Annotated in this window: 23 protein-coding genes; 8 read left to right on the top strand and 15 right to left on the bottom strand. The window is 68.7% G+C overall.

The annotated features are described in order from the left end of the window. Positions 1-4: 4 nt before the first annotated feature. On the top strand, positions 5-877 hold the full coding sequence (locus BFF78_RS37895) for a YncE family protein (RefSeq protein ID WP_069782572.1): 873 nt from the start codon (positions 5-7) through the stop codon (positions 875-877). A 217-nt stretch (positions 878-1,094) separates the two neighbouring features. Here BFF78_RS37895 and BFF78_RS37890 read toward each other — a convergent pair whose 3' ends face one another. From BFF78_RS37890 to tnpA, 7 genes are all read right to left on the bottom strand, one after another. Further along, positions 1,095-2,207: an alkaline phosphatase family protein gene (locus BFF78_RS37890; RefSeq protein ID WP_227026027.1), complete on the bottom strand. Its 1,113-nt coding sequence runs from the start codon at positions 2,205-2,207 to the stop codon at positions 1,095-1,097. 234 nt (positions 2,208-2,441) lie between these two features. Further along, positions 2,442-3,881 carry a flavin-dependent monooxygenase QhpG gene (qhpG, locus tag BFF78_RS37885; RefSeq protein WP_079161656.1) on the bottom strand — a complete coding sequence of 480 codons (1,440 nt, stop codon included), beginning with the start codon at positions 3,879-3,881 and terminating at the stop codon, positions 2,442-2,444. Beyond that, a complete protein-coding gene (locus BFF78_RS37880; RefSeq protein ID WP_079161655.1) occupies positions 3,878-5,266 on the bottom strand; it encodes a radical SAM/SPASM domain-containing protein in 1,389 nt (462 codons plus the stop codon). Before BFF78_RS37880 ends, qhpG begins: the two co-directional genes overlap by 4 nt. 14 nt (positions 5,267-5,280) lie before the next feature. Next, on the bottom strand, positions 5,281-6,150 hold the full coding sequence (locus BFF78_RS37875; protein ID WP_069782570.1) for a LodA/GoxA family CTQ-dependent oxidase: 870 nt from the start codon (positions 6,148-6,150) through the stop codon (positions 5,281-5,283). Continuing rightward, positions 6,147-7,571 (bottom strand): hypothetical protein, encoded by a 1,425-nt coding sequence (locus BFF78_RS37870; protein ID WP_079161654.1) that lies wholly within the window; start codon positions 7,569-7,571, stop codon positions 6,147-6,149. The genes BFF78_RS37875 and BFF78_RS37870 overlap by 4 nt, the downstream gene beginning before the upstream one ends. A 41-nt stretch (positions 7,572-7,612) precedes the next feature. Next, a complete protein-coding gene (locus BFF78_RS37865; protein ID WP_069782569.1) occupies positions 7,613-9,076 on the bottom strand; it encodes a ferritin-like domain-containing protein in 1,464 nt (487 codons plus the stop codon). 976 nt (positions 9,077-10,052) lie between these two features. Continuing rightward, on the bottom strand, positions 10,053-10,481 hold the full coding sequence (gene tnpA, locus BFF78_RS37860; RefSeq protein ID WP_079161652.1) for an IS200/IS605 family transposase: 429 nt from the start codon (positions 10,479-10,481) through the stop codon (positions 10,053-10,055). Positions 10,482-10,533: 52 nt separating this feature from the next. Between tnpA and BFF78_RS37855 the strand changes: the two genes are divergently transcribed. Next, positions 10,534-11,739: an RNA-guided endonuclease InsQ/TnpB family protein gene (locus tag BFF78_RS37855; RefSeq protein WP_069784068.1), complete on the top strand. Its 1,206-nt coding sequence runs from the start codon at positions 10,534-10,536 to the stop codon at positions 11,737-11,739. Positions 11,740-11,797: 58 nt separating this feature from the next. Further along, positions 11,798-12,430 (top strand): hypothetical protein, encoded by a 633-nt coding sequence (locus BFF78_RS46520; protein WP_069782567.1) that lies wholly within the window; start codon positions 11,798-11,800, stop codon positions 12,428-12,430. 205 nt (positions 12,431-12,635) lie between these two features. Here BFF78_RS46520 and BFF78_RS37845 read toward each other — a convergent pair whose 3' ends face one another. From BFF78_RS37845 to nthB, 6 genes are all read right to left on the bottom strand, one after another. Beyond that, entirely contained in the window at positions 12,636-13,088 is a 453-nt protein-coding gene (locus BFF78_RS37845) for an SRPBCC family protein (protein WP_069782566.1), read from the bottom strand. A gap of 745 nt (positions 13,089-13,833) precedes the next feature. Next, complete coding sequence (locus tag BFF78_RS49460) at positions 13,834-13,965, bottom strand: hypothetical protein (RefSeq protein WP_257786889.1); 132 nt, start codon at positions 13,963-13,965, stop codon at positions 13,834-13,836. A gap of 155 nt (positions 13,966-14,120) precedes the next feature. After that, positions 14,121-15,026 (bottom strand): NmrA family NAD(P)-binding protein, encoded by a 906-nt coding sequence (locus tag BFF78_RS37835; RefSeq protein ID WP_069782564.1) that lies wholly within the window; start codon positions 15,024-15,026, stop codon positions 14,121-14,123. Between the two features lie 238 nt (positions 15,027-15,264). Then, entirely contained in the window at positions 15,265-15,603 is a 339-nt protein-coding gene (locus tag BFF78_RS37830; RefSeq protein WP_069782563.1) for a nitrile hydratase accessory protein, read from the bottom strand. Beyond that, the gene (gene nthA / locus BFF78_RS37825) at positions 15,600-16,199 is read right to left on the bottom strand and encodes a nitrile hydratase subunit alpha (protein ID WP_069782562.1); all 600 of its coding nucleotides are present in this window, start codon (positions 16,197-16,199) and stop codon (positions 15,600-15,602) included. Before nthA ends, BFF78_RS37830 begins: the two co-directional genes overlap by 4 nt. Next, on the bottom strand, positions 16,196-16,861 hold the full coding sequence (gene nthB, locus BFF78_RS37820; RefSeq protein ID WP_069782561.1) for a nitrile hydratase subunit beta: 666 nt from the start codon (positions 16,859-16,861) through the stop codon (positions 16,196-16,198). Before nthB ends, nthA begins: the two co-directional genes overlap by 4 nt. A 264-nt stretch (positions 16,862-17,125) precedes the next feature. On the opposite strand from nthB, the gene BFF78_RS37815 reads away from it, so the two are divergent. The 3 genes from BFF78_RS37815 to BFF78_RS37805 all read left to right on the top strand — a co-directional run bounded on the left by BFF78_RS37815 (position 17,126) and on the right by BFF78_RS37805 (position 21,401). Continuing rightward, positions 17,126-17,584 (top strand): MarR family winged helix-turn-helix transcriptional regulator, encoded by a 459-nt coding sequence (locus tag BFF78_RS37815; RefSeq protein WP_069782560.1) that lies wholly within the window; start codon positions 17,126-17,128, stop codon positions 17,582-17,584. Between the two features lie 1,440 nt (positions 17,585-19,024). Then, positions 19,025-19,969, top strand: a complete 945-nt coding sequence (locus BFF78_RS37810; protein WP_227026026.1) for a cytochrome P450 — start codon at positions 19,025-19,027, stop codon at positions 19,967-19,969. A 961-nt stretch (positions 19,970-20,930) separates the two neighbouring features. Then, positions 20,931-21,401: a GNAT family N-acetyltransferase gene (locus BFF78_RS37805; RefSeq protein ID WP_227026025.1), complete on the top strand. Its 471-nt coding sequence runs from the start codon at positions 20,931-20,933 to the stop codon at positions 21,399-21,401. Positions 21,402-21,759: 358 nt separating this feature from the next. On the opposite strand, the gene BFF78_RS37800 is transcribed toward BFF78_RS37805, so the two are convergent. Then, a complete protein-coding gene (locus tag BFF78_RS37800) occupies positions 21,760-22,218 on the bottom strand; it encodes a nuclease-related domain-containing protein (protein ID WP_237282559.1) in 459 nt (152 codons plus the stop codon). A 110-nt stretch (positions 22,219-22,328) separates the two neighbouring features. Beyond that, positions 22,329-23,105, bottom strand: coding sequence for a DNA methyltransferase (locus tag BFF78_RS50290; RefSeq protein WP_227026023.1), 777 nt, complete (start codon positions 23,103-23,105; stop codon positions 22,329-22,331). Positions 23,106-23,216: 111 nt separating this feature from the next. On the opposite strand from BFF78_RS50290, the gene BFF78_RS37790 reads away from it, so the two are divergent. Then, on the top strand, positions 23,217-24,419 hold the full coding sequence (locus BFF78_RS37790; RefSeq protein WP_069782558.1) for a PP2C family protein-serine/threonine phosphatase: 1,203 nt from the start codon (positions 23,217-23,219) through the stop codon (positions 24,417-24,419). A gap of 114 nt (positions 24,420-24,533) precedes the next feature. Beyond that, the gene (locus tag BFF78_RS37785) at positions 24,534-24,812 is read left to right on the top strand and encodes a hypothetical protein (RefSeq protein WP_069782557.1); all 279 of its coding nucleotides are present in this window, start codon (positions 24,534-24,536) and stop codon (positions 24,810-24,812) included. Positions 24,813-24,826 lie beyond the last annotated feature (14 nt).

Here is a 24,826-nt window from a genome sequence, read left to right as displayed (position 1 = left end):
CATCATGACCATCGAACGCGACAGCCGGGAACTGGCAGCGGCACACATGGACCCGCCGTTGCAGCGCCTTCTCGAAGCGGCCCGGCAGAAGAACCGGCTGGTGCCCCGGACCGAAACGTCTCCCCCGGTCGGGGAAGGGGTCACCACCATCCCGGTCGGGCAGAGCCCGCACAGCGTGGCGGTGAGCCCGGACGGGACCCGTCTGTACGTGACCGAATTCAAGGGGAATTCGGTGTCGGAGGTCGATCTCTCCCGCGGGGAGGTGGTGGCCACCTTCGCGGTCGACGAGGGTCCGTACGGTGTGGCGGCCAATCCCGACGGCCAGCACCTGCACGTCACGGTTCCGGACTCCAAGGTGCTGATCGTGATCAACCTTCCGGACGATGTGTTCGGCAGTGGCTTCAACCATGCGCCGTACGGGGTGGCGGTCGGTCCCGACGGAAGGCAGGTCTATCTGGCGCTGGCTCTCGAAGACCGGGTGTTGGTCACCGACCGGTTTGCGAAGGGGGACTTCGGAACGTTCACCGGCCTCGACTTTCCGGTCGGCCTGGCGGTGAGCCCCGACGGACGATCTCTCTACGTGACCCACTACTTCTCCCACCAGGTGTCCGTCGTCGACATCGCCGGGGGAACGCTGATCAGCCGTGTCCCGGTCGCCGAAGGCCCGTACGGTGTGGCGGTGAGCCCCGACGGGGACCGGGTGTACGTGGCCCACTTCCCCTTCGACAGCGTGTCGGTGATCGATCCCGGGCGAGCGGAAGTGGTGGGCACGATCCCGATCGGTGGCGCACCCCGGGGAGTGGCGGTCAGCCCGGACGGAACCCGCCTCTACGTGACCAACTTCTTCGCCGACACTGTGTCGGTGATCAGGCTGTGACGGGATCCCGCCCCGTCGGGGCGGGATCGTCGCGCGGTGCGTCTTCCGTCCAGCGCGGTGCATCGTCTGAACTCAGGCGCAGCCGTCGTTGGGAGCGATCGGATAGTGCAGCCCCTGCTCCGCTCGACGCGGTCCCGCCCGTCCGCGGCCGGGTCGGTCGTCCACGCTGCAGACCGAACGAGCTGTTCGCCATCGCGGGCGCTCGCGGGACAACGGGTCAGTGCGTCCTGATGAGCACGTCCTGGGGTCGGCCCAACGAAGTGCCATCGCGCAGGATCACTTCATCCACGAGCTTCGGACTTGCGACCGGCGAGGGCGGCAAAGGCGCCGGCTGCGGCGTCGGCTGAGGCGGGTCCGGCAGCATGATCTGGCTGCCATAGGCAGGCGGTTGCGGCATAGTGCCACCTCCCCCGGCCAAGTCGACCAGGTCCGCCAGGCCGCCGTCATTGTCCACTCGGGGTACACCGAGTGGCGGCAGACCGAGCAGTTGCAGGGCGGTCTTGGGCAGACTGACGTGCGAGCACCACCGGCTGTCGATGCCGGGACGGACCCGACCGCCGAACATCAGCAGCGGGACCCGTGGTCCATAGGCCAACTGCACGCCATCGGGCGCGTATTCCACATTGGGCGTGGCGACGTGGTCGTCGAAACCGCCCCAGTCGTCCCAGGTGAGCAAGAAGACCGTCTCGTCCCACCGCCCGGCCTGTACCACCGCGTCGACGGCCTGCCAGACCGCATCCATGCCGAGTGACACGTCCGCCGTCGGGTGCTCGTCGTACGGTTCGTCGTGCCACACCATGGCGAGCGTCGGCAAGGAGCCGTTGGCGGCATCGTCGAGGAACTGCTGCGACGGCTTGGCCGAGCGGACGATGTTCGCCGACCCCTTGAGCTGCTGGTAGAACTCGACCGGGTAGCCGGTGGCGCCGGTGTAGGCCTTCCAGCTCAGGCCGTTGTCCTGAGCGTGCCCCGGCAGGGAGGGCAGATCCCACACCGGCTGGGTGTTGTGGCGGGGATTGCGCAGCGTAGGGGACTGACCGCCGACGATGAGCAGATGGTTCGGTGTCGAGTTGGTCCCGAACCCGGAGCAGTGGTTCTCCAGGAACGCCCCGCTGGCAGCCAGCCAGGCGTAGAACGGCAGCACCGAGGTGGTGTCGAACTGGACATGGTCACCGGTGGACTGCTGCGTGAGCCAGCGGTAGTAGGCGTGCCGGTCGTGCGGCGGGTCAATCGCCGGCGGATTCGGCGAGACCTGCCAGCCAGTGGCGATGTTGGCGCCGTAGGCCGCCATGGAGAGGAAGTAGTTGTCCGTGGTGTGGTTCTCCTGAACCATGCACACCACGTGCTTGATCGGGCCTGCCGGGGTCTGTGTGTGCGTCATGGATCACCCTCAAGGCGAAGAACGTGCTTCATACGAACTATTGATTCACGCTCAGTCGTCCGAGCACTACGAGACTGGTGAATCATCACCCGAGCGGAACAATCGATGAGTGCACCGTCAGCACGTGCGAGACCGAGTGTCGCGATCAGCTGCTCGACCGGCGTGGCGGCGGCGTGCGGTGTCGGACTACGGCTGGGGCACCAGCAGACCCTGTCCGTACAGCCAGCGGGCGACGGTCAGGGCCTGCTCGGCCGACATGGTGCGGCTCCAGGCCCGCAGGGTTTCGGCGAGTGTGTGTCCGCCGTGCAGGGAGGCGACCAGCGGGGCGAGCGCGTGCCCACCGAGGTAGGCCACCGGCCGGGGCAGCGCGGGATGGACGAGCGCGGGGCGGAAGGCCACTTGGTCGCCCACCACGCACGGGGTGCTCGTCAGCCGGCCGGCAGGTGCCAGGCGTACCCGTCGGTGCATCAGGGCGGCGAGGTCCGGTCGGGGCGCGGGTTCCGGCGCAGGGACCGGGAGTGGCCGGGCGCGGCGGCGCCAGAAGGCGTTGTCCCGGTATGGCAGATGTTCCTCGTAGTAGCCGCCGGCCCAGCGCGTGTGCTGCTCGACCGAAGCGCGCTGGCTGTCGCGGTAGTAGGCCAGCGCGGCCCGTCGGTCACCGCCCCCGCCGAGCAGGGTGTGTACGGTGACCGCCCCGGCCATGGCGCTCTGCAGGGCCTTGTCCACCCCGGAGGAGGAGAGCGGGTCGATCGCGAACGCCGCCTCGCCCAGGCTGATGCGGTCCTCGGCAACGGGGTCGGGATCGAGGTAGCCGGTGGCGTCACACACCGCCACGGCACTCGCGGGCCGGTCCGCCGCCAGCTCGCGCAGCAGCTCGGAGCCGGCCAGCAGGCCTCGCAGGAAATCGGCCCTGAAGGAGCGGTGGACGCGTGGGCGACGCAGTTGCTCGGGGTCGGTGAAGGCCATGGCCCGGTACTCCCCGCCCGGCAGCAGCGTGCCCCACAGCCAGCCGTGCGGTCCGGCCTCCAGGCAGGTCGGAGGGACTCTCCGGGTCCCGACGCGCCACGCCGCGTACAGCGCGATCGTCCGCGGGCCCGTACGCGTCACCCGCCCGCCGAGGACCCGCGCCCGCCCGGTGGCGTCGACCAGGAACCGCGCGCTCAGGATCCGGGGCCCCTCGGGCGTCGTGAGCGGCACCTCCCAGCCCTCGGCGTGGCGGTGGGGTCGGTGGGCGCGGGCGGGCTGGAGCACCGCGACGCCGACGGATCGGGCGGCGTCCAGCAGGAGTTGGTCGAAGCGTGCACGGCAGACCGTGAACCCTCTCGTACCAGCCGGCAGTCGAACCCGACGCACCCGCTCGTCCGTCCAGCGCACGCACGACCAGGTGGGGGCCAGGGATCCCGCGTCGCGTACGGCCTGCAGCAGCCCGAGGCTGTCCAGCAGCGGCCGGACGGCCGGCGTCAGCGCCTCGCCCACGTGCGGACGCGGAAACGGGTGCCGCTCCACCAACAGCACCCGGTGGCCCAGTTCGGTCAGTCGCCGGGCGCAGAGGGCACCCGATGGTCCAGCACCGAGGACGCAGACCTCGGTGTGGATGCGACGGACGGGCTCCGATCCGTCGGTCACGCCGGGGTCCCGCCGGCCGGCGCGGGGCCGAACCAGTCGGGCCTGCGGCTGAGCAGCCGGTGGTACGCGCCCAAGGCGTAGTGCAGCCAACCGCGGATGTACTGGCAGGCGGGACGGCCACGGTCGATCACCTCGTGGTGGCAGCCACCGCCGCACAGATAACGCGCCCAGCACGAACGGCACGGCTCCTGGCGGTGCACATGCCGCTCGCCGAGCCAGGTCAGTTGCCGAGCACGGTCCACGCCCCGGTCGAGGCTGCCCAGCGCGCCCCTGGGATCGCCCACGAAGCGGTGGCAGGCGGCGAGCTCGCCCTCCGCGGAGACGCCCAGATACCCGGCACCGGCACCGCAGGGATAGGGGCGATGGGTGCCGCGGTGGAGCTCACGCAGCGCGTTGGCGAGGTTGGCGAAAGGGTAACGGCGGCCTGCGACCACCTGTCGCTCGAACTCCTCACCACATGACACCATCTGATTAAGCATCAACTCCAGGTCTGCAGCCGACAGTTCGCCTTGACCGGTCGGGGAGTTCAGCATGGGCGAGAAGCCGACGCTGTGGAAGCCGAGTTCGACGAATGCATCCAGGGTCTCCCGCAGGGCGAGGTTGTGCGGGGTCACCGTCACCCGTGCCGAGACCTGCATCCGTTGCTGAGCCGCCAGCAGTGGGGTCACGTTGGTGATCACTCTCCGGAAGCTGCCCCTTCCGCCCCGGTAGGGTCGCAGCGAGTCGTGCGCCTCCTTGGTGCCGTCCAGGCTCACCGTCACCGCGAAGCCGTGCCGCTCGAAGAAGTCGGCGTCCGCGGCGGTCAGTGTGGTGCCGTTGGTGGTGATCGAGAAGGTCGCCTGCACGTTCCGCTTCGCCGCGAGCCGGACCGCATGCTCGGTGGCGGCGTGTACGACGGGCCGGTTGAGCAGGGGTTCGCCTCCGAGGAAGGCCAGGTTCACCCGCTCTCCCGGTGCGGCCTCGCGAAAGAGCAGTTCCACTGCGGTGAGCGCGGTCTCGGCCGACATGCTGGTGGGTGTCCCGCCGAAGCTGCCCTGCTGGGCGTAGCAGTAGGTGCAGCCGAGGTTGCACTTCTGCGCCACGGAGAGCGAAAGGGCGCGCACCGGCGGCTCGGCGGGAGGCCGGTCGTCGATCAGCCGTGGGGCGTCCAGCCCGAGTTCGGACATCAACCGGGACAACCCGGGGCCGTCGTCGGCGTGCCGTGCGCGGTCGAGGGCCAGGTAGCTGTCCGCGTCGAGGTCGAACAGGCGGTTGCCGTTGACCACCAGGGCGTGCCGGCCGACCTCGGTGCGCACCAGGTGGAGGTCGGGGCTGACCGGGGCGGACAGCTCGAACAGCTCACGGGCCGGTCCACCGGTCGCGTGCGGGGTGAGGGAGGGGTTCATCGGACAAGACCTCGTCAGGGGTTGTGGGTCGGCCGGCCATCGTCCGGGTAGTCCCGTCCGCCGACGATGAATCGCAGGTGCGACTGCCATTCTCGAAACAGGTTCTCGTACGTCAGGAGGCGGGTGTCCCGGCCGTTGTCGAGCACGTACTCCTTGGGTTCGCGATGCACCGAGAGCCAGTTGTTGCCGACGCTGACGCCCTGCTCGTCCACGTCCACGTTGACGTAGTCCGGCCGGCTGGCCGCCCAGTAGTAGCAGGCGCACTCGCGGTAGTCGTTCTGCCAGGGAGAGCAGAGGCTGCGGGTGAGGTCGCCGGGCTGCACCAGCTGCTCGTCGATCACCGTCATCCAGCCTTCCGCCGCCTCGCTGACGGCGAACAGTGGACGGATGACCAGGTCGACGGAGCGCAGCGTGGCCGGGTCGTCCGGGATGCCCACCGGGCTGTCGCTAGGCTGCATCGTGAACTCGCAGGCCACCGGCCGTCCGGCATGGCCATCCAGGACCTTGGCAAGGGAGTTGGACCATTCCAGCATGGTCACCCCGTCGGGGTTGCCGGCCGAGGTGAGCGGGTCGGACGTGCCCCTGGGAAGCTGCGGGCCGAGCAGGCTACCGACCACCGGTTCACCGGCCACCCGGAGCAACCGGCAACCCTCCAGCTCCTGGTGGTCCGGATCGGCCCGGACCACCAGGTTGTCCGCCTCGTGCAGCTCGATGCCCTCGAAGATGCGGCGCCAGATGTTGCGGAAGTCGAACTCAAGACCGGGGAAGGCGTTGGAGATGGCGGAGGCGGCCAGGGTGCTGGGCGGGTTACCGGGTGCCCGGTAGTGAAGCTGCGCCGAGAGGTTGCTCGGCCGGATCGAAGTGATGGGCTGCGGCTCGGTCATCCCCGCTCCTCGGGGTCGGAAGTCGTAGTGGCGGCAGGGCCGTTGTCGGTGAAGATCGCCCGCTTGGCGACCTTGCGGACGAGGTCGACCTGGCGGCGGGTCAGCGCAAGGGAGCGACCGTCCGCACCGCGCATCAGGGCCGGCATCTTGCGCCGCCCCTTGTCGGACAGGTCGCCGACGTCGTCGAAGTCGCGCAGCACGTCGGCGAACCAAGGTGCCGTGCCGCTGCGCAGGCCGGTGAGCACCTGCTGGTGCAGGTTCAGCAGCGCGCTGCGGTCGACCAGCGACGGAGCCATGATCGGCTCGTACAGGCGGCCGGTGTCGTTGGTGTCCTGGGCGACCATGGTGGAGGCACCGCGGACCTGGCCGTTCACCGTGTTGCCGTTCAGCACGGCTGTGTTCATGAGCCGGACCGTGTCGAAGGCACGCCGGACCACCTCCTCGGCGGCCTCCGGCGACACCTGGCCGGCACCGACCGTGGGGCCGAACATGGCCTGCTCCAGCTCGTCCGCGACGGCGCGCACCGGGAAGCTGTCGGGAGCGTAGGCCGGCGGGCCTGCACCGATCCGGCCGTACGCGCTCAGGAGAGTGCCATCGACGGTGAGTTCGGCCCTGACCAGGCCGTCGCACTCGTCGTCCAGGTAGCCCTTGCTGATCCACTTGCGTTGCTGAGTGAAACCGGCGTAGATCTGGGAGGGGTTGGTGACCCGGGGGTTGTTGGGATCGTCGTGGTAGCCGAGCCAGGTGCCCCGGTTGGCGTCGTACAGCACATCGACCACGTTCGGGTCGCGCTCGGGGTCGGGCCGCGGCGGCCCGGGAGGCGGCTGCTGCAGGCTGGAGCCGTAGACGCGGCCGGCGGCGGGGGTGAAGCGCAGTCGGATGCCGGGGAACTCGGGGGTGGGCTTCAGGTATCGGACGTGCCCGAGCGGAAGTGCCCTGCCCTCCCAGAAGTTGGGGCAGGTGCCGTTCAGCGGGTGCACCGCGTGGTCGTTGACGGGGCCGACCCGCGCATCGATGCGGTCGTTCTCGTCACCGGTCCTGCGGTGGATCTTGTGGTTGGCCACGTGCACCGACCAGTGCACGTCCTCGGGCCCGAGCCCGTGACGGGCCAGCAGGTCGAGGGTCAACAGTTCCAGCACGTCCTCCCGGCCCCGCTGCGCGGTCAGCGCCCAGACCTCCAGGAACGGAGCCACCGGCCGGACCTGGCCGTCCTCGGTGAAGCGCAGCGTCGGCGGGGTCTCGGCCGATGTGATGGCGCCGCTGTGCGGATCCACCTGGAAGGTCGGGGCCGGCCGCACCTGCCGGGGCGCCAACGGGCGGTGCGGGTCGACCAGTACCTCGTAGTTGTCCATCGGCCGGGCGGCCGAGCCCAGGCGGCCGATCGCCAGGGGCGGCAGGATCCGGAGTTCCTTGATGGCCACGCTCTCTCCTCGTCGGTGGTTGGTCGGTTGCCGAGGGGTGTTCAGCGCTCGGCCAGAACGCGTTCGGCGAACTTCCGTGCCTGGATGTCTGTCTCGCGAAGCGCGCGCAGGTACGCCTCGCCCTCGGGCGTCAACCTCGTCTGGAGCAGGGCGTCGACGGCGCGCAGCGAGGCCTCGGTGAGATCGCGCTGGAGCAGCCACCGGTTGCGGTCACCCGCCGGGAGGTCCAGCGTGTACGGCATCTCGAACGGCGGGCCGGCCAGCAGGCCGCTGTCCCGTTCGCGGTCGAGGGGGAGCTGGAGCAGCGTTCCCGCGACGGCCCGGAGGTTGTACATCTCGCCGAACGCCCGGTGGATCAGCGATCCACGCGCGGTCAGGGTGGTGCCGTTGTCGAGCGGGCCGATCAGGCGGAAGGCGTGTGCCACGTCGGTCAGCAGCATGCGGTAGCGCAGGTTGAACAAGTGGCCCCAGCGAGCGGCCTCGGGGTCGGTGATGGGGTTGACCTCAGGGCGAGGCTGGCCCGGTTCGAGGACCAGTGTGCGCGTCAGTGCCAGAGTCTCCTGGTTGAGCCGATGATCGGTGCGAGGGTTCTCGGCGACCCGCCGCGCGACGGTGTTCTGGTCGGGCAGGTCGAGCCGATCCAGCTCGCGGAAGATCGTCAGGAAGCGGAAGAAGTGTGAGAGTTCCCTCGGATCCGTGCCGGCCGCGGGGAGAGGTGCCTGCAGCGGAGGCAACGCCTCACCCTGCTCGCCGATCTGCTTCAGCGCGTTCAGGGCGGAGTCACGCGAGGAGACGCCGATGATCAGCAGGTCGGGGGACTGCGTCTCGGGCACGTTGCCGGCGTCCCGGCCGCGTTCGCCGAGGGTGTAGCCGCGACCCCACTCGTGCCAGGAGGCCTGGTAGGGCAAGGTCGCGGCCTGGAAGGCGGCATCCGGGATGCGATCGCGATCTCCGAGGATGTCGGTCAGCCGGTCGTAGAGGGCACCCACGCGGTTCACCGGTGCGCCCTGCCGGCCCACGGCCAGCTGCCGGATCCGCTCGGCCTCCTCGCCGGTCCAGTTGGGCGGGCTCTCCGCGCAGATGTACCGGGCGAGCGTTTCCTGGGTGAGCCGCCGGAGCGTGAACGGGAACGGATAGAAGTCCGTTCCCCACGGGTAGTCCTCCCGGCCGAGGTGCACCGGGCCGCCGAGCGCGATCAGGAGGTTCTGCACGGTGAGCAGGTGGCCCATCTCCTCCTTCGCGATGCCGAGGACGATCTCCTGCCATCGCCGTACGTCTGCGCGCAGGTGCCCGGGGACCTGTGGTCCGCCCAGCGAGTACGCGGCGAAGAGGTACTGCACCATCAGGGAGTGCTCGATCTCCGCAGCAATGTGCAGCAGCAGCACGGTGTAATCGCGCCAGTTGAACTCCGGCGGAAGGACCGGCCGGCGCACCGGTGCGGCTTTGGCGCCGGCGGCGACCTCGGTGAGGACGGACTCCAGGTGCCTGGTCATCCTCGTTCGCATGGGTACCGTCCTTGGGCTCGGCGCGTCGGGGCGGCCCTTCCGTGGCCGGGGCAGCGCCCGCAGTGGCATATGCCAGAAGGCCTTCCCGCCGGTACGCGGGCGTCCGGGCCGTGACACCCGTCCGGTGTACGGCGCACATGCGCACAGGACGGCCAGGGTCGTGCGCCGGGGGCGCACACGTGTTCCCTATGCGCTGCCACTGCCTGCGCTCGTTCGGCGGCGTGGTGGCGGCCTGCGCAGTTCTCCTTGATCGCCAAGCGCCGGAATCCGGTCCGATCACGCAGGCCGAGCGACGAGGCCGGGCCGGCCTCTCAGTCCCACCGCGCACGAGGAAGTGGCGCACACGGTCTCCGTAACCACCGCTCCCCCACCCCCTGCCAGCCTCCCCGGAAGGAGTCGAAGCCTGAGCGACCCGTGGCCGTGCCCGCGCGGCTCGGCCTCCGGTGCTCTGTACGGCGCGTCTACGGAGCCATCTCGTACGCGCCGGACAGCGCCTCGACCCGCTGCCAGACCCGTACGGTGCGCGCCTCGTCGACGACCGGGCCGCCGGACCGAGTCCAGCGCCCAGTCCTGCTGCTGCTCGGTCGCCGAGTCCTTGCCGTGCGGTTCGACGGCGTGCGCGGACCGCGTGCGGCGCGGATGCGGGAGCGTCAGGCCCGGCCGCCCCGGTGCACGCGAACGCGAAGGCGGTGTCGTGCAGTTCGCAGCGTGGGTGGGCGGCGGCCGTCGTCGGCGCGTCCAACGGCTCACCGGCCGAGGCGATATGAGCGACGGCGGCACCGTCACCGCCGCTCTCGATGACGAGCACAGCCGTCCGGCGCCGGCCGCGCACCGAGGGACAGGAGAACCAATGCGTCACCCGTTCCGTCTCCATCCCTGATCTTGCGTGGGTATCCCCGGCTTCAGCCGGGGAGGGAAACGCATCATCGCCCCGGAGGCGCGCAGCGCCGGAGTTCGCTGCGCCTTGGGGTGACGATCAGATTGGGCGTTTCTGGCCCTCGATGTAGTGACGGACGATGCTGAGCGGTGCGCCGCCGCACGACCCGGCGAAGTAGGAGCGGGACCAGAAGACGGAGCCCAGCCCGATGCGGTTGATGCGGCCGGTGTACTCGGCGCGCAGGTACCGGGAGCTGACGCCCTTCAGGCTGTTGATCAGCTTGGACAGGGCGACTTTCGGCGGGTAGTGCACGAGCAGGTGTACGTGGTCGGCTTCGCCGTTGAACTCCTTCAGCTCCGTCTCGAAGCTGCCGCACACATCCCGCATGATCTCCTCGCACCGCTTCAGCATGGCGTCATCGAAGACGTCCTTGCGGTACTTGGTGACGAACACCAAGTGTGCATGCAGATTGTAGGCGACGTGACGGCCGGTGCGAATATCGGGGTCTGGTTCCCAGCGCGGTGACATACACCAAGGGTAGTATGATCACGCGAACCGACTTGGAAAGGGGGTGGGCCGGATGATCCGTGCGTACAAGTTCCTCATGCGGCCCACCGTGGGTCAGTCGGCAGCGCTCGGCGAGATGCTGCGCGATCACTGCTCCCTCTACAACGGAGCCTTGCAGGAACGCCGCGACGCCTACCGGCACCCCTCCAAGACGAGCATCAAATACGGGCAGCAGTCGGCCCAGCTCAAAGAGATCCGCGCCTTCGACCCCGAGCGGCAGGGCCGCTGGTCGTTCTCGTCACAGCAGGCCACGTTACGGCGGCTGGACAAGGCATTCGCCGCGTTCTTCCGACGCGTGAAGGCCGGAGACAAGCCGGGATACCCCAGGTTCCGTGGCGTGAACTGGTTCGACACCGTGGACTTCCCCAAGGACGGCGACGGATGCCGGTGGAACTCCACTGCGCACGACCCCGCCACCCGCGTCCGCCTCCAGGGCGTGGGCCACGTGAAGGTCAACCAGCACCGGCCCGTGACCGGCAAGGTCAAGACCGTCAGCGTCAAGCGTGAAGGCAAGCGCTGGTACGTCATCCTGACCGCCGAGCAGCCTGAACCCAAGCCGCTGCCCGCGACCGGCAGCGTGGTCGGCATCGACATGGGCATAGCCAACTTCCTCGCCGTCTCCAACGGCGCGTTCGTACCCAACCCCCGCCACGGCCGCAAGGCCTCCGCCAAGCTCGAAGCCGCACAGCAGGCACTCGCCCGCGTCCGCCGCGACAAGCGCACCGCCAACCATCAGCGGGCCGTCCAGCGCGTTGCCGACCTGCACCGCAAGATCCGACGCCAGCGCCTGGACCACGCACACAAAACCGCCCTCGGCCTGGTCCGCGAACACGACTTCATCGCGTACGAAGACCTCAAGATCCGCAACATGGTCAAGGCCCCGGCTCCCAAGCCCGACCCCGACCAGCCGGGCAGCTTCCTGCCCAACGGGGCTGGCGCGAAGGCCGGACTCAACCACTCGATCTCGGATGCCGGATGGGGGGTGTTCCTGACGATCCTGCACGCCAAGGCTGAAAGCGCCGGACGAGAAGTGATCGCCGTGGACCCCCGCAACACCTCCCGGACCTGCCCCGAATGCGGGCACGTCTCAGCAGAGAACCGGCTCACCCAGGAGAAGTTCCACTGTCAGTCCTGCGGCCACAACGCGCACGCGGACACGGTGGGCGCCCTGAACGTTCTACGGGCCGGGCTGGTCCGTCGCGACGCCCGCCAGGGTTAGCGAGAAGCCTACGGCTTCAGCCGGGGGAGGAGTCACTTGAAGGGGCTACGGGAAATTCATGTCTGTCAACTTCCGGCAGAAAAGCACCGGTTGGATCGCCGGAGTCGTGTTGGCGGCGGCTGTCACGACTCTGTCCGGGTGCACGGACAATAAGGGAGCAGCGACGGACAAGCCGAGCGCACACGGCTCGGCCGCCGCCCACCCGGGGGCGCGTGAGACGGGGAGCGCTGGTACGAAACCGCAGCGGCCGGGAGCCGGCGACCAGTCCACACCCGAGGCGGCGGTTGCCACATTGATCACCGCGATCATCGATGGTGACACGAAACAGGCGTGCTTGGTGAGCGGGACTCCGGCCACCGGGTCGGCGCCCGCGAAAGTCGGCACCAAGTCGATGTGTGAGAGCGACTCGCCCGAGGTGCGGCAGATGGGCGACATGGTCAAGAGGCTCCGTGTCTCGTTCACACCCAAGAAGCCATCAGGTGACCCGAAGGTGACAGTCTCGCAAGTCTCCGAGAACGGCGGCAAGGCGGTCGTTCCCGCCGACAAGATCACCGTGGATGGACAGACCCTCGACGCGATCATCTTGTCCCACTCCACCGGACTGAAGCCCGGGCAGGTGAACGTGAAGTTCGATGCCACCAAAATCGCCGGCCCCTGGTACGTGACCAACATGGACCTCGCCATCGGCTGAATTCCCGCTGAGCCGCCCCCGAGTTCGGTGGGGATCTCACCAGCTCATTGCCTTGTGCGTGGAGGCGTTGGCCTCCATCTTTGTGTCGTCCAAGGCGACGCGGCCATCTTGACCATGCCGAGTTCTGCGCGAGGTGCAGGGACTGCAGGAACAGGGCGGATGCTCACGAGCCGTGCGCGGGTTGCCGGTCGCTGAGACACACACCCTAGCGTCGGTCGGCGTCGCCGCCTTCCAACAACCCTTTCAGCGCAGCCAGGTCCTTGACGTTTGCCCGCCGCACAGCTGCAGCCAGCATCGGAGCGCTCACCTTGGCAAAGCCGGTTGGCTCGCCGCGGTTGCGCAATGTCATCCGGGTGTGCCCGGCGTCCACCGGCTCCCAGGTGTAGGTCGTCTCCATGGGAAACGGCCCCTGCGCGGTACGCATCACGAGTCGTTCGGAGGAGCAGTCGACGATCTCGTATGTGTAGGTCAGGGTGCGTCCGAGAAAGCGGGCGACGAAGTCGAGCCTCGAACCCACGGCGAGCGGTGGCGAGGTCTGCCAACGAACCGAGACGATGTTGGAGTACCACCGCGGCGCATTGGTCGGATCCCCGGCGTAGGCGGCGACCTCCGCACAGGGACGGGCGATTACGATCTCGGTGACGACGTCGACGGCCACAACCCCACGCTATCCCGGCCACCCGGGATCGGGAACTCGACACACACATGCCTCTGGCAGGCCGGGGCGTCGAGTGTGGACCACATGCGGCCCGATGGGACCGGTGATTCCCGGCGAGCGCATGGGCGGCACCTCGGCACACGGACGGGACTCGTCGCCGCCCCGGACCGGGTGTGCCCCGGAACCGGCATGGCGGGGACGAATCGATTCACGCGTTCCAGAAGAACGAAACGTGCACACGGTCAGCCGCCACGTGCAGGGCCATGGCCGAGGCGGACCGGCGCAGCGTCCTGCCCTACAGGGGGTGCTCGGGCAGCGGGTGCGCGACGCCGTGGGCCTCCTCGACCACGCCGATCAGGGGGTCCCCGCTCGTTTCGGCCTCGACCGAGCCCGCGAGCCGACGACGGCGTGACCGAGGACGGTGTTCACCACCGGCCAGTCCACCGAGGGCAGGGCGGCGAAACGCCGCTCGACGCCCTCGGCCAGCTTCTTCGCCGCGCACTCCGGCAGGTCACCAGGGCGCAGACCCCGTACGGCAACATGCGCCCGCCTTCCGAAGAACCGGAGGCGGGCCCGAGCCTCCTCTTGGAGCGCATCGGACGCGCAGGACACCGCGGCCCGTAGCAGTCCCCGTCACGGCAGTGCCACAGCCATCACCACACGTCTCGATCGGCCTGCTGGCCAAGTACGGGCTGGGGCGTGCCCGTCGTGACGGCGCGGCCGCCCGCCTGCCACACCTCGCCGCTCACAGCCCAGTGGAGTGACCCGGCAGCCCACCGAGGGAGTGGGTCGCGCCCGGCAGGATCCCGGCGATCACGAAGCTGTCGGTGCCGATGGCGAACATTGCGGCGGTCAGCACGAGGAGTGATCGGTACACGTTGGAGGATTCCACTCTGATGTAAAGGTATCGGTTGCAGAAATGGCCCGAGGGGAGGCCGATCACATGCGGATCGGCCTGCATGAAGGGGCAGTCCACTCAAGGAGTCAGCCGATCGACGACCTTGCGTGGTTCTCTCGTCGGCAGCCCGGTGATCAGCCCAGGTAGAAGTCCCTGCGAGCGGCCACGAACTCCTCGATCGACTGGGCGGCGGTGCCGGTCACGCGCTGCACGCCGTCGGTTGTGCGGTCGTAGCGGTTCTCCCGGTGGAGCCGAGCCATGACGGCGACGTGCCGTTCGACGTGCGGCGGCAGGCCCGCCTTGGCGAGCACCTCGGCCTCCCACTTCTCCGGGGGCGCGTCCACGTAGGTCACCGGCCGTCCCAGCGCGCGGGAGAACTCCTGCGCCATCTCGTTCATGTCGACCGACCGCGGCCCGGTCAGTTCGTAGACCTGGCCGATGTGCGGGGCCGGGTCGCGCAGTACGGTGGCGACCACCCTGGCGACGTCGTCCACGGCGATGGGCGAGGTGCGTCCGGTGCCGAACGGCAGCACGATCGTGCTGTTCTCCTGGATCGTCCGCGCCACCAGTGAGGTGAAGAGCGGATTGTCCAGGAACGCTGTCGGCCGGATGTGCACCACCGGCAGTCCCGACCAGTCGAAGACCTGCTCGGCCAGCCAGTGCAGCCGCTGCTGGTGCGACTCCGAGGTGCTGGTGGCGGTCATCTGCGACACCGTCATCTGCGACAGGTCGACCAGCGCGTCCAGGTGTCCGTACTCCCGCGCGACGGAGGCCACCACGGTGGCCGCCAGCAGGTGGTCCGGCGACACGGGCATCGCGAAGTACATCCGTGACACACCCTGCAGCGCGGCCGCGACGGTGTCGGGCCGGGTCAGATCGCCGATGGCGACCTCCGCGCCGAGCCTGCGCAACTCGGCGGCTCGCTCGTCCTCGCTGCGGACCATGAAGCGCACCGGCACGTCCTGCGCGCGCAAGTGCTCGAAGACCGTTCGGCCCACGCCACCGGCATTGGAAATGAGAACGAGATTGTTGGTGACCATCGGTTTGTCTTCCTTGATGACTCGTCGAGGACATGGCTGTGGCGGTGTCGCGGCAGGGCGGTGCCGCAAGGGCCTTTGAGGGCTCCGGGAGCGCTGCCGCGGTCGCGCTCTGCGCGCCCCCCATCACGCATAGGAGCACATGCTCGTACATGAAAGGCGGCAAGGTTTGATCCCGCGTGCCGCGCTCCGGCACACCGGCACACACCGCCTTGCGCCGAGGCCGGGAGGCGGTTGCGGTTCAGTGCGGGTGGTCGTGGCCTGCGGGGCGTTGTGCCAGAGCTCGGGTGCGCGCGGTGACCTCCTCCGGGGACACGGCGCGCAGGCCGGCGAGGACGTCCTCCAGGGCGGCCAGCCACAGCTGGTAGTAGCTGTACGGCTTGCCGGGCGCCGCCAAGGCTTCCCAGGCCGCGATCCGGGCGATCAGTGCGGCCTGGAATTCCGGCCAGGTGAACGCGCCCGCCTCGTACAGGCCGACGACCATGCCGAAGGCGCGGCTCTCCCACGGCTCGGCGAAGACGAACTCCCCGTTGGAGCGGGGCGGTGCGGCCGGCCCCTCGATGTCCAGCGGCGCGCTCACGGTGCCGCCACCTTCGCCACGCCCACCATCGCGTCCCTCGTCACCAGCGGCACGAGCTCCTGCTCGGTCAGGTGCTCGGTGCCGGCCGGACGCTCAGGCAGGACCAGCCACCGCACCTCGCTGGTGGAGTCGCGGACGGTGATCTGCACGTCGTCGTCCAGGTCGAGCCCCATCTCGGACAGCACCGCGCGGGGCTCCTTCACCACTCGCGCGCGGTAGGCCGGGTCCTTGTACCAGCCCGGCGGCAGGCCCAGCACCGGCCAGGGGTAGCACGAGCACAGCGTGCACACCACTACGTTGTGCGTGGTGGGGGTGTTCTCCACGACGACGATGTGCTCGCCTTGAAACCCTCCGAAGCCCAGTTCCTTGATGGCGGCCGTGCCGTCCTCGAGCAGCCGGCGACGGTACTCCGGGTCGGTCCAGGCCCTGGCGACGACCTTGGCGCCGTTGAGCGGGCCGACGTTGGTCTCGTAGGTGGTGATGATTCCGTCGATCATCTTCGGGTCGATCAGGCCCCGCTCGGTGAGCAGTTGCTCTAGCGCCTCGGTGCGCAGGGCTGCGGGAAGGGTCTCGTCCGGTCCGCTGGTGGTGGTCATGAGGTTGCATCCAGATAACTCTCGAAAAGCTCTACGGTGAGGTCGAAGGACTCGGCGTCGGCGCCCCACAGCTCGTGGGAGTCGAACCGCACCGAATAGACGTACTGCGGGTTCTCGCCCAGGAAGTGGGCGTTGGTGTCCGGCAGCACGCCGGCGGGCTGAACGATGTCGACAACGCCGACATGCCCTCGCACATAGCGTGGCAGCCTGGTGTGTCCGGGCGGCGACATGTCCTTCGCGCGCACGTGCTCACCGACGCCGAACGCGGGCGCAGTGTCTATGGAGCGCAGTGTGCCCTCGGCGGTGGGCGCGTAGTCGGGCTTGGCCGGCTCCGGGATCGGGGGCTCCTCCACGTGCTCGCCACGGAGGTTTCGTGCGCGGGCGTCGACCGCAGCAGGTGCCAAGATGGCGCTGTCGAGGAGTCTCAGCTCTCCGGCATTGAGCCAGCGCCCGTAGTAGCCCTCCTCGAGGTAGGCGGCCCGGTCCAGGCGCTCCAGCGCGTGGCGGAAGGAGTCGAGATTTCCTCCGGACACGCGATTGGACAAGATTGCCAGTGCGAATGCCCGTCCCTGCCAGGGCTCCGCGAAGACGGGTTCGTTCTTTTTCGGTGGCTGCACGGGACCCCAGCCAGGGGTTCCTCCCATGTCGGCAATACCATCCATGACATCACCTCTCACGTGTCCGTGATGACGGATCCGTGTATTACTGACTTTATGCCGATGACACCAACCATGAGCTCCAGCCATTTAGGAGCATATGCACGTATTCGCGGGATGGCAAGCCCCGGCGCTTCGGCCCGGCACCCCTGTCGCCGAGGGCGGTACGACGCGACCGAAGGACCGTGCCCTGTTCACAGTTGACGTTACGGTTGCCGCCTTCACATCTGCGAGCACATGCTCCTATCATGGGCATGCATGCTCCGGAGGATGAAGATGACCGCCGCACCGACCAGCCTGAACGACCCCTGCAACAACCTGGCGCTTCGCAAGGCGTCCCGGTACCTCAGCGCCACCTACGACAAGGCCCTGACCCCGGTCGGACTTCGCGCAACCCAGTTCAGCATCCTGCAGAAGCTCAGCGCTCACGACGAGATGACGATAACCAGCCTTGCCGACATGATCGCCATGGATCGCACGACGTTGGCCTCGAACCTCAAGCCGCTCGCGCGGGAGGGCCTGGTGACCGTCGAGCCATCGGCAACCGACCGCCGCGCACGGATCGTCACGCTCACACCTGACGGCCTCGCCCGGATGAAGGCCGCGCTGCCCCTGTGGCAAGCCGTGCAAGCCCAGTTCGAAGAGCGCTTCGGAGCCGATGAGGCGGCCCAACTGCGCGCATCCCTCGGGGCCGTCCTCCAGACCGGCTTCGAACCCTGGGCCGAGTAGGCTCGGAACGCCATCGAGGCCGATCGCAGCCGTCCAGACGCCACCGGACCGCCGCTCGTCCGACACGCGACCAGGTCTGCGAAGCTCCGGAAACCGCAGCTCTGGCGGTGTTCTCCCACTCCAGGCGGCAAGGGTGAGCTGAACGTCCATGCTCTCCCAGGCGCCAAGGAGCGCCTTGTGGACACCAGGTTGAATTGGACACGAGCCGCATGAGGTGGCCGCGGAGGCGCAGTCGCAGTTCATCGACCTCGTGCCCGGGCGTCGGGACGGCGGAACGCATAACCTCGCACGGGCTCGCCACTGGCAGCGAGGTCGATCTCCGCCTGCGCGAGCCAAAGGCCATCGACAAGTCGGCCCAGGTCGCCACGAGCCGGGGTGCCGTCACCGCCGGATGCTCGCCCGTGACACGAGGCACTGGCCAAACAGCCACCCGCACAGGGCGTAGCGACATCTCCGATTCGCCCCGCGGACTCTACGAGTTCGGCCAGTAACCTGCGAGGTCTCGCGGGATTCAGGAGGCCGCCGCCGTCTGATGTTGCCCACCGGCCGGTGGCGTCAGGCGCGTTCCCGATCGTTCGTCTCCTCGATGGCTGCGGTCCGGGTACGACGGCGGCCGAGCAAGGTGCATCCCACAGTCACCAGGCCGATGGCTATGACCTTGGCGACCCCGTAGTAGCCGGACGCCGGCTCCTCTGGGGTGCCGGGCAGCCGGAAAAAGACCCATGCCCCCGCGAGGCCCCGAAGACGATCAGTGCGACAGCCCCCCACATCCCGAGGTCCGCCCACCAGGGTCCCGGGATGTAACCAGGCTCATCGGTCTGTTCAACGTCCTTGTCGGACACGGTCTGTTCTCCTGGGCATGCGGCGGCGGTCGCAGGGGAAGACGCGGGCTCGGCGCGGAAGGTTCACCGGGGAAACGTTCCCTGCCGGAGCCGACATCCTGTCAACCAGCGATTGCCTGCGGACCGCTCAGCAGTTACTCGACAGTCCTCAAGGCTTACAGGAGGGCCCCAGCCTCGTGTTGAGATTCCGCCGGTAACCCCAACGAAAGGTGCAGGCACGGCGTGCGGCGCACCGCGGCCGCACCCCCCGCAGCGGTTCGGGCTCATGCACTTCGGAGTACCGGGAGGGTGGCCGGTCACATCGTCACGCGGCGACCGTGCGAGCCACGAGCCGCCCTTCCACTAGGAGGCATGGTGGCCGCGCTCAAACCCGACGCACGCGAAGTCCGATTCGGCGCTCACTCAAGGATTTGCCGACGGGATGAGGCCGCCGAGCAGCACAGCGGTGACGGCGGAAACAGGCCCCGGCTCCCGGCCTGTCCCCGCGCTCTGAAAGGCTTTCGTCGTGCCCATGGTCAATCCCCGCCTCAGCATCCTGTCCGAGGACTTCGCCGCCGACCCCTACCGCCACTTCGCACGGCTGAGGGACCAGGCGCCGGTGCACTACGAGCCGGCGATCGAAAGTTATTTCCTCTCCCGCCACCCGGACGTGAAGCGGGTGCTGACCGACCATGAGACGTTCACCACCCAAACGCTTCAGGTACGTGCCGAGCCAGTGATGCGCGGGCCGGTCCTCGCCCAGATGACCGGCGCCGAGCACACCGTCAAGCGAAAGATCGTCGTGCGTGCCTTCACCGGGCAGGCCCTCCAAGACCAGATACGCGCCATCCGCGCCAACGCCGCCGAGCTCATCGCACCCTTTCTTCCCCGGGGACGGCTGGACCTCGTCAACGACTTCGGCAAGCCCTTGGCCGTCCGCGTGGCGCTCGACGTTCTCGGCCTGGACAAGAAGGACTGGCAGCAGGTCGCCGCCTGGCACAGCGGGGTCGCCGAGTTCATCACCAGCATCGTCCTCACCCCCGAACGCCGGCGGCACTGCATGGACTGCGCCGAGCAACTCGAGGCCTACCTCGTTCCCGTCGTACAAGAGCGCCGCCGTCACCCCGGCGAGGACCTGATATCGACGCTGTGCGACGCCGAGTTCGACGGCATCGCGATGAGCGACCGCGAGGTGACCGCGCTGATCATCAACGTCCTGGCCGCCGCCACCGAGCCCGCCGACAAGACCCTCGCCCTCCTCTTCAAGCACCTGATCGACCACCCCGAGCAGCTGGCGCAGGTCCGCCAGGACCCGACGCTGCTCTTCCCCCCTCGCTGGTCGGCCGAGCGAAGGCGTCCCACGTGTCCGACTGTCCGGTTAGGGCTCTGGCCTGCACAAATGGCTGGGACAGTGAGATTGGCCAGTGTCCCGGCTGTCCGCCCTGAGTGCAGCGCTGCAACACCTGGGGTGTTGCAGCCCCTTCGATGCAGCGACCTCCGTCGCACCGCAGCGGCAGCGGATGACCTCCCACCACGTCCCTTCGCACGTGTGAGGAGCGTGTGAGCCAGTCGAGATCAAGTGACCCCCACGGCTCCCTCCCAGGTCAGAGCCACAATCAAGCATGTCCTGAGCATGCTCTCCGGAGCCGTGTGCGCAGGTTCGAATCCTGCCGGGGGCACCCTGCATGAGGTGCCCAAAGACCCCGTCACCAGCGGAAACGCTGAGGCCGGGGTCTTCGCGTATATGCAGGCATGTGCCGCCCAGAGCGGCCGTATGTCGGGGTCTGTGGACGAGGCGTGGACGGGATCTTGAGGCGTCTGCCCAGGTCAGCTCCGGCACACGGCAAGGCCCCGGGACAAGTCCAGGGGCCTGAGGGTCGCTTCATCGGCGGTGCCCCGCAGTAACCGATCTCGGTCGGCTGACCGTAGCGGTAGAGCACAGTGCAGTGGCCGCGCCCTGAGGGCAGAAAACAGTCCCCGGTAGTACTGCTCGTGTCCTGAAGTTTCAGTCGTCACTGTCGCCTCGGTATCGCGCCGGCTTGCCGGGGGCCTGAACCACATCCTGTCCAAGTCACGACAGCCGACTAGACGTCCTCATCGACTTTGCAACTCTTTCGGTGTTATGGCCTACTAATCACGATGCACGCCAGATGTCATAAGTCAATAGCCTTTCGGTGAATTTCGAAGGAAACCTCTCGCGATCACGTTCGTGCGGCATCCGGCTCGTCCACGGGTCGACGGGGAGCCGGTCGCGGCCGAGCGATTACCCAGGTCAGCCCATCTAACTGACGAAGGGGCCTAGGCATGCGCATCGCCGCGTCAGGCCAGGTTGCTCTCCTGGGAGCTGCCTTGGACGCGGTCACAGCCCGGCGTGCCAGTCCCGCTCCAGATCGCCTGTGTCGAATACGCTGCGAAGACGTCCGACCTGGCGGCCTCGACAACGCGGATGCGCGGGAATGCCGCCCGGTAGCGGCTCTTCACGTAGGCCGGGACGGCGCAGCTGTCGGATGCGGAAGGGGTGTGGCATGAGATCCCCGAGCGTGCACCTACGGGAGATCACCGACGACAACCGCGATGCCGTCCGTACCCTCCGCGTCCGACGTGACCAGAAGCAATTCGTCGCCTCCGTGTCCCACTCCCTCAAGGAGGCGGCGAAGAAACCGGAGGCCAATCCCTGGTACCGCGCCGTGTACCGCGGCGATGAGCCAGTCGGCTTCGTGATGCTGTCGTGGAAACCGCCGACCGGTCCTTACAAAGGCCGACACTTCCTCTGGCGCCTCCTCGTCGACAAGCGGTACCAGGGGCGAGGGATCGGCCGAGAGGCGCTCACGCAGGTCGCCACCCTGGTGCGCGCGGACGGCGCCACCGAGCTGCTGACCAGCTACGAGCCCGGCGACGGCGAGCCGTGGCCCTTCTACCAGAAGTTCGGGTTCGAGCCCACCGGGGAGATCGACGACGGCGAGATCGTTCTGCGACTCGCCTTCCCCGCTCGGTGAAGGGCTACGACGTGGCGACCGGTATCGGAACGATCGACGCGGCCCGCTTCGTCCCGGCCCTCGCCAAGGCGGGCTGACCGCATCCTGTCCCCGAGGCGCGGACGCCCGGCGTACCACTGCCGGGCCCCGCGCCGGGTCGGCGGCTCGTATACGCAGACGTACGCCGCCGGAAGTAGCCGTGTGACGGGGTCTGTGCACGAGGCGTGGACGGGATCTTGGAGCGTCGCTGCAGGTGAGGTCCAGGAAATGGCGAGGCTCGCACCACCGCCAGGCGCCCCGCCCCGCACGAATCAACACGCCGCGGGGGCCAGCAACGGGCGCCCATGAGGACCGCCGGCACTCCGCTGAGGCGACCAACTCAGGCCTGGCCCCAAGCCTGCCGATGGCGAGCGACGCTGTACACCTGCTCCACCTGGTCGGCCGTGAGCACACCTGAGAGCGGAGCGAGTGCCGCTACTTGCCGCTCCTGGTAGACCCGGACACTGAGCTGCGTAGCGACCACCTTCAACTCGGCGACACCGACGAAGACGAGCACTGGCTCCACCGGTACGGGGAAGTCGCAATAGCGCTCAAGCACTGGGACGACTCGCTTGGCCTCCGCCCGGCTCTTGCGTGCGTAGGGCGCCGGTTTCCCGTGATCGACTTTCACGGAGTCATCCCCAACCCATACGGCCCTCTTGTGGTGGTGCTTCGTATTGATGCTGAACACCCCACCAGGCCCGATCAGTAAGTGATCGATATCCACTTTGTTGGCCAAGGGGATGGAATGCAGGACGCGCCAGCCGTGGCGCCCTAAGCGGTTCAACTCGGCTCCCACTCGCCGCTCCCCTGCCAATCCCCTCCGCCACGAGCCCCCACTCCGTGGGACGCCGAAGAAGCCGCGAGACCACTCGCTCCATTAACCCGGGGCCGGATTCATCGAGCAGATCACGCAAGGACTGCCCGGGAGAGGGGGCGAGGTCGGCGAGCGTGAGCGGATGGGCCAGGCGCTCTCGCATGACCGCGATGCCCTGGCGGACGGCGGTGCGCTCGGGCCCCGGCATGCGCCGGTCTCGGCCTTGAGTCAGCAGATGCGTCGTGAGAAAGGCCACGGCTGACTCCGCGCACACGTCGTTCGTGGCCTTGACGGCCGGCAGCGCGCGTACGACGTGTTCGACAAGGGGGTCGCCCGCACCCAGGCCGGCGGACAGTGCTTCGAAGTCCGGTTCGTGGCCGCCCGGTTCGGCTGCGGTCCGCTCGACGGTTCCCCGCGGAATGTGCACCTGGATGGTGTGCATCGTCGACGTCGCGCGGTAGCTGCGCATGGTCGAGTGGCCGGCGATCATGAGTTCCAGGCGGCCGGCCACCCAACGCCGCCGGGTCGCCTTCCCGCCGGCGTGCACCCGCATCTCCGTGTCCCCGCTCGTGCAGAGCACGAGATGCAGGTCGGACACCGCCGGCAGCGGAAGATCCTCCGCCTCCCGCACGTGAGTGAAGTGCTGCACCAGCAACGACCGCCAGCCGGCGTCCTGCCGACCGCTGCGGCTGTTCCAGCCCCGGCAGCCTGTCCATGGCTTTCCCGGCCCACGTCGGTGTCTGGCCATCGGCGTACCGCAAGGCCTTGGCGGCGGTCGCGGTAGCGCCGGTGCCGTCGAACGGGTCCAGGACGATCCCGGGAGGCGGGGCGGAGCCGAGTATGCGGCGCCGGTGCAGGGCCTCAGGCATGGCGGCGAAGCGCGCCAGGCGTCCTCCAGGTCGGCCGGCACCGGCGGCGTAGGCGCCAGGCGAAGATCTCGTTGTAGGACATGCACTACAGCCGGGTGTATACCGATATACATGGGTGCGGGGCATGTGCCGGTGGACCGCCTCCCAGAGCAGCAGCTGGGCCGCAGGCTGGTGGCAATCCCCCTTGCGCTGATCGTCGTGATCACCGTGGTGGACATCCATTCCCCGCCAGACGTCCACCTCGGCCCCTTGCTGGTCATCGCGCCGGCCCTGACCGCTTCCCTGGCCGGGCCGCGACTGACCGCCCTTGTCGGGGCGCTGGCCGTGGCGGCCCAAGTGCTCATCGCCGTATTCCACGGCGGACTGACCACACCCAACCACCTCTCGCAGATCACCGCCTTGACCATGCTGTCCGCCCTGGTCGTCTTCGTCTGCCACGTGCGCGAGCGGCGCAGCCGGGAGCTGAACCGGGCACGGTCGGTGGCCGAGACAGCACAGCTCGTACTGCTGCGGCCACCACGCCGCCGGATCGGGCCGCTGCGGGTGGCGTGGCTGTACCTGGCAGCCGAGGACGAGACCCGTATAGGCGGCGACCTGTTCGCGATCGCCCGCTCCGACCGCGGCACCCGCGTGATCATCGGCGACGTCCGCGGCAAGGGACTGGCCGCCATCGGTGAGGCATCCATGGTGCTGGGCGCCTTCCGCGAGGGCGCGCACCACTACGACACCCTGCCCGAACTTGCCGCGGGCCTGGAGGCGAGCGTCTGCAGGAACCTGAAGGACGTCGCCGACACCGAGCACGACCCGGGCGAGCACTTCATCACCGCCCTGCTGCTCGACGTCCCCGACCACGGCACGCAGGTCGACATGATCAACTGCGGCCACCCCCCGCCCCTTCTGCTGCACGACGGCCAGGTCACCGTCCTGCACGCACGACGCCCCGTACCCCCTCTGGGCATGTGCGAACTGCCTGCCCCCAGCCACCGCGCCGACCCCTTCACCTTCGAGGACGGCGACACGCTGCTGCTCTACACCGACGGCGTCACCGAAGCCCGCTCGCCCAAAGGAGCCTTTTACCCGCTCACCGAGCGCGCCGCCTCCGCCCCCACGTCCGGACCCGAAGCCCTGATACGCCACATCCACCGCGACCTGCTGAACCATGTCGGCCACGAACCCGGAGACGACGCCGCGCTCCTGGCCATCGAACGCTACGGCGCCCACCACCTCCACCTACCGCACACCACGGCCCGCCCCGTCGACGGCCGCCGTCGACTCGACTCCGGCTCGAAGCCGGTTGCGGAGGGCCCTTCCTGAGCCTTCGACCGTTGCTGTCGTGATCGTCTCGCCGGCGTCCTGCGGGGCGACAAAGCAAAGGACCAGGACGGGACGCATCCGCTGACCGACCTGCTGCTCGCCGACTTCCTGGTCGTGGACGTGGCAAGGCCGTACGCCGAGGACAGCTACTCCGAGATCGAGCGCGCCCTGCTGGAGGGGCGGCCGCACGAGACCTGTGGCGGCCGCTCGCTCAACGACGACGTCATCGACACGCTGTACACGCTGATCGTCAACGCCTTCCACGGCCCGCGGGTCAGCGACGGCGTCGACCGGGCGACCACGCCGGCCTCCCGGGAGCTCCCGTACCTGGCACCGCCCAACCCCGACCCGCCTGTGCCCGTATCCGTTCCTACGCCCGCCGCAAGCCGATGAGGAGCAGTTCCGAA

It is taken from the genome of Streptomyces fodineus (assembly GCF_001735805.1).
Lineage (GTDB): Bacteria > Actinomycetota > Actinomycetes > Streptomycetales > Streptomycetaceae > Streptomyces > Streptomyces fodineus.
Note: the sequence above shows the minus strand (reverse complement) of the source record. Positions and strands in the feature narration are given on the sequence as shown.

Bases quoted from the DNA above. Each gene is read 5' to 3' on its own strand.
- BFF78_RS37895 (WP_069782572.1), top strand. From the start codon at position 5: ATGACCATCGAACGCGACAGCCGGGAACTGGCAGCGGCACACATGGAC.
- BFF78_RS37890 (WP_227026027.1), bottom strand. From the start codon at position 2,207: ATGGTTCAGGAGAACCACACCACGGACAACTACTTCCTCTCCATGGCG.
- BFF78_RS37880 (WP_079161655.1), bottom strand. From the start codon at position 5,266: ATGAACCCCTCCCTCACCCCGCACGCGACCGGTGGACCGGCCCGTGAG.
- BFF78_RS37875 (WP_069782570.1), bottom strand. From the start codon at position 6,150: ATGACCGAGCCGCAGCCCATCACTTCGATCCGGCCGAGCAACCTCTCG.
- BFF78_RS37865 (WP_069782569.1), bottom strand. From the start codon at position 9,076: ATGCGAACGAGGATGACCAGGCACCTGGAGTCCGTCCTCACCGAGGTC.
- tnpA (WP_079161652.1), bottom strand. From the start codon at position 10,481: ATGTCACCGCGCTGGGAACCAGACCCCGATATTCGCACCGGCCGTCAC.
- BFF78_RS37855 (WP_069784068.1), top strand. From the start codon at position 10,534: ATGATCCGTGCGTACAAGTTCCTCATGCGGCCCACCGTGGGTCAGTCG.
- BFF78_RS46520 (WP_069782567.1), top strand. From the start codon at position 11,798: ATGTCTGTCAACTTCCGGCAGAAAAGCACCGGTTGGATCGCCGGAGTC.
- BFF78_RS37835 (WP_069782564.1), bottom strand. From the start codon at position 15,026: ATGGTCACCAACAATCTCGTTCTCATTTCCAATGCCGGTGGCGTGGGC.
- nthA (WP_069782562.1), bottom strand. From the start codon at position 16,199: ATGACCACCACCAGCGGACCGGACGAGACCCTTCCCGCAGCCCTGCGC.
- nthB (WP_069782561.1), bottom strand. From the start codon at position 16,861: ATGGATGGTATTGCCGACATGGGAGGAACCCCTGGCTGGGGTCCCGTG.
- BFF78_RS37815 (WP_069782560.1), top strand. From the start codon at position 17,126: ATGAAGATGACCGCCGCACCGACCAGCCTGAACGACCCCTGCAACAAC.
- BFF78_RS37805 (WP_227026025.1), top strand. From the start codon at position 20,931: ATGAGATCCCCGAGCGTGCACCTACGGGAGATCACCGACGACAACCGC.
- BFF78_RS50290 (WP_227026023.1), bottom strand. From the start codon at position 23,105: ATGCCTGAGGCCCTGCACCGGCGCCGCATACTCGGCTCCGCCCCGCCT.
- BFF78_RS37790 (WP_069782558.1), top strand. From the start codon at position 23,217: ATGGGTGCGGGGCATGTGCCGGTGGACCGCCTCCCAGAGCAGCAGCTG.